We start from the raw sequence: 3,998 nt of genomic DNA, 5'->3' as shown, positions 1-3,998 counted from the left end.
TTCTTCAATCAGCCGGCCGATATCCCAACGGTCATGGCCGTCCCGTTTGGTAAAACCGTTTTTGAAGCGGTGAATTTCTTTGATTTCGATTTTTTGATGCCGGCAGGTGCCTGCAATCAGCCGTCCGCTTGAAGCGCCAATGTCAATAGCGATGTAATTCCGGATCATTTTCTCACTCCTTTCCACCTTCAAAATTGCATTATCTTTACATCATCTGCTTCTTCTATGAAGCATTGCATCTATTAAAATTTAACGTTTACATTCCTATCGTAAACGTTATCAAAAAAGATTTCATGAAACATTATTGGCAAACCATTGTACGATCTTGGCAAGGTTGTGAAGGATATGGCATAATCAATTTGAAGAGAGGGAGCGAAATGGAACAATACTGGGAAAAAGCCGACTATTCCTGGACAGATGACTCCATCCGCTGTTTTAACACGCCGTCGCAGCGGGCGCGCCAGCTGTTTTACTATGTGCAGGAAATCGGCCATTTTAAAGCGATGAAACCGTATTTTACAGAAAGGCAGCATTTGAAATCGTACTTGTTAAAATATACGTTTGGCGGCAGGGGGAAATTGATTTATGAAGGGCGCGAATATACGCTTGAAAAAGGGGATGTTTTTTTCATCGACTGCATGAATTACCAGCATTACAGCACGATAAGCGATGAACCGTGGGAGATGGATTGGATCCATTTTTACGGGCCGAATGCGGATGCTTTTTACGGGGAATTTATGAAAAACGGCAGCAATGTTTTTCATGCAAAAAACGGACGCATTTCCCAAATCATTGATGAGATCATGGCGCTTGTCGAAACGCGGAATGCAAAGGCGGAGTTCCGGATTTCGCTGTTGATCCATGAAATGCTGAATGAAGTGCTGATCCAGAAATACGATCTTGCATTTGAGGAAGAAAACATTCCCGATTACATTATAGAAGCAAAAAAATTTTTGGAGGACCATTTTAAAGAAAAAATTACCCTGCAGGATTTGGAACGGGTGTGCCGCCTGAACAAGTACCAGCTCAGCAAGGAATTCACGCACTACATCGGCATCCCCCCGATTGAGTACTTAATCCATTTTCGGATCAACACCGCGAAAAGACTGCTCCGCTACTCCAATAAAAGCGTAAAAGAAATTGCCCTAGACGTCGGGATTGAGGACCCTCCCTATTTCAACCGACTGTTCAAGTGGAAAACAGAGATGACCCCGCTTGCGTACAGGCGGAATGGGTGACGAATCCATGCTGTTTGTGTTATCGGATCGTAGAGAAGACGTTACTGTTAGGGTTACCGGCACACAAGCGAGGGCGGGGTTATACTTCGGTTGCGGTTTGGGCTGTATTACGGGTGGGCGAAAATTCTGTATGCAAATTGATCGATTTGTCCCAATGTAAAAATTTAAAGTTCAATCTTATTCTTCTGCCTCTACTTCTTTAATCACCATCTTTGGCAGATCCCTGATAGTCTCACGTATTCGTTTCATTCGGGCTTTTCCCTGACCGGCAAAGCGAAGCAGATTGTAAGCATATATGCCAAAATGCAGGGCAAGCTCATTCGTTTTTTTATTCCGGGAAGGCAGCTGTTTAAAACCAAGATCAAACCTAAATTCCCGTATCAACGATTTACAGACTTTCCGGTGTTCGTCGTAAAGCCTTGGCACAGCTTCCGGCGGAATATCGAGCGTTGTCATGTACACATCCGCTTCATACTCTGGAATCAAAAGGATTTGCCCGTTTTTATCAATGGTTGTTTCAATGAGTTTAAAAACATAATAGGCTGGTTTTTTTGCCCCGGCTGTCGTGTTGGTTTCCGCAACAGATCCAAAGTAAACGTTTTTTCCTTCCCGTTCGGATGAGCATGTGCCGTGTTTCCGTGCAGTTTCTACCCAAGTGCTAGCATCTGTCTGAAGTTTCATCACAAAATCGATGTGAAGGTCCAGCAGTTTTGCCGCAATTTCGGATCCTTCTTTTGCCTCGAGCCGCCAAAGGAAAGCCCCTTCCGCCAATTGTTCAGCAGCACGGACCGACACGCTTGTTTCTTGTCCAAAGGAAAGGCAGTACCCTTCCTTTCCAATAAAAGCAAACGGCATTGCAACATCCACCGGTATAAAACTTTTGCCTTGTATGGTCACCGGGTTGATAGGTGCACCAGCCTTGCGAAGCAGGTGAAGAGACTCTTCAAGGATGATCTGTTTCCATTCTTCTGATAAAGCTGCCTCGTCCAGACGGTGCTCCAAGACAGCCGGCGAGGGAACCCTTTCCAATTTTAAAAAAGTACGGAAATCATAGTCGCTCCGTAACGGTTCAATTTCAGCAAACTTATTTTTTCCAAGGCAAAGCAGCCCGATATAGGCCTTCGCGATGTCCCCGTTTGAATAGCCGGGATTCCTTTTAATGGTTTCTGACTTGGCGCTATTCAGCCTTGATGCGAGATGAGTCTGGCTGATAAGGAACTCTACTATGCCCATTCCGAATTTATCCAATATCATTTCATTCGTTTGCTCAATCCGTAAATTTTTCATCTGCTCACCTGCGAAAATTGATATTTATATTATACAAAAAGTAGCTTATAATGGGTGTGAAGTCTGAATTTTAGAAAGGATGTGAACGATGCTTTTCAAGGAAAGAAAAACTTCACTTGAATGTGCTCTTTTAAAGTCGCTGAACAACCGGATGAAACTCCATGAAAAAGACATCCAGTATCTCCGGAATTTGGAAAAAGGGGACGAAGGCGAGCGGTATTTTGACTCTTTAACAGCAGCACTTACATGTGATTGTTTTGTACTGAATGATTTGCGGCTTTCCTGCAACAATGCTACGTTCCAGATTGATGCCCTCATGATTACCGGCGAAACCATTTACCTGTTTGAAGTGAAAAATTATGAAGGCGATTTTTATTACGATCGGGACAGAATTTTTACAAAAAATAAGTCTGAAATCAACAATCCGCTGCTTCAGGTTAAACGTTGCGAATCGCTTTTCCGGCAGTTGATTCTCTCGCTCGGTTTCAATATGCCGGTCTCGGCTTCCGTTGTTTTTGTAAACCCCGAATTTACCCTGTACCAGGCACCCCTGAGTGCGCCATTTATTTTCCCGAATCAGTTAAAACGGTATATAAAAGATTTGAATGCAATTTCTGCAAAGCTGAGCGGAAAGCATAGAAGGCTGGCAGAAAAGCTATCTTCGCTGCATATAGAAGAATCGTCTTTTCTTCATTTGCCGAAATATGAGTATGATCAATTGCGGAAAGGCATTGTGTGCGACACTTGTAGTTCTTTTTCCTGTGCGGTAAAAGGGCGTTCAATGATTTGTGAGGATTGTGGACATGCTGAATCTGTTGAGGCCGCGGTCCTCCGCAGTGTCAGAGAATTTCGGATGCTGTTTCCAGAGCGGAAGATTACAACAAATGATATTTTTGACTGGTGCAGGATTGTGGGGTCGAAAAAAACGGTGAGCAGGATACTGGCAAAAAATTTTAATAAGTTCAGAGGTGGAAGGTGGTCTTACTATGAGTAATTGATGATCACAAACTTATGAATTACAAATTCTACCGGGGGGAAAAGCATTTGGTATTTTAACACTTCAAAAAGACCAAATATGCTCTGTTCCCCCGTTATTTTTGTCCTTTTGAACACTCCAAAAGGACACTTTGTTCCGGTCAATGGCTCCTTTTGTCCTTTTGAATGCTCCAAAAGGACGATTGCTCCGGTCCACGGCTCCTTTTGTCCTTTTGACTGCTTCAAAAGGATTAAGTCCGTATAATTGTGTAAAAAGAAGGAGTCATTTTATCAACTCTTGGCAACACTGTTTTCAACAACAATAAACAATGAAAAGAGGAGATAAAATGACTCACTTACAGTTTAACCTAAATTTGGATGTTTTAAAAGAAGCCATCATGACTTCCGATCTTGACGCGGTAATTAAATCAGCGGTTGTCCTCGTGTTAAACGAGTTTATGGAAAAGGAAAGGGATGACTATTTAAAAACGAGCCCTT

3 protein-coding genes and 2 pseudogenes are annotated in these 3,998 nt (G+C 42.9%); 3 read left to right on the top strand and 2 right to left on the bottom strand.

Features of this window, described 5'->3' with window-relative positions:
• A pseudogene (locus tag P9687_RS17170) lies at positions 1–165 on the bottom strand (rhamnulokinase); the annotation flags it as partial.
• 212 nt (positions 166–377) lie between these two features.
• Between P9687_RS17170 and P9687_RS17165 the strand changes: the two are divergent.
• The gene (locus P9687_RS17165) at positions 378–1,238 is read left to right on the top strand and encodes a helix-turn-helix domain-containing protein (RefSeq protein ID WP_061577748.1); all 861 of its coding nucleotides are present in this window, start codon (positions 378–380) and stop codon (positions 1,236–1,238) included.
• 177 nt (positions 1,239–1,415) lie between these two features.
• Here P9687_RS17165 and P9687_RS17160 read toward each other — a convergent pair whose 3' ends face one another.
• Entirely contained in the window at positions 1,416–2,525 is a 1,110-nt protein-coding gene (locus P9687_RS17160) for a hypothetical protein (protein WP_061577747.1), read from the bottom strand.
• An 88-nt stretch (positions 2,526–2,613) separates the two neighbouring features.
• Here P9687_RS17160 and P9687_RS17155 point away from each other — a divergent pair, with 88 nt between their 5' ends.
• Both P9687_RS17155 and P9687_RS17370 read left to right on the top strand, forming a co-directional pair.
• Complete coding sequence (locus P9687_RS17155) at positions 2,614–3,519, top strand: nuclease-related domain-containing protein (protein ID WP_168985983.1); 906 nt, start codon at positions 2,614–2,616, stop codon at positions 3,517–3,519.
• Positions 3,520–3,847: 328 nt separating this feature from the next.
• A pseudogene (locus P9687_RS17370) lies at positions 3,848–3,998 on the top strand (IS256 family transposase); the annotation flags it as partial.

It is taken from the genome of Weizmannia sp. CD-2023, assembly GCF_036225245.1.
Classification (GTDB): Bacteria; Bacillota; Bacilli; order Bacillales; family Bacillaceae_C; genus Weizmannia; species Weizmannia faecalis.
The sequence above is the reverse complement of the archived record's forward strand: the minus strand, read 5'-3'. Positions and strand labels throughout refer to the sequence as shown.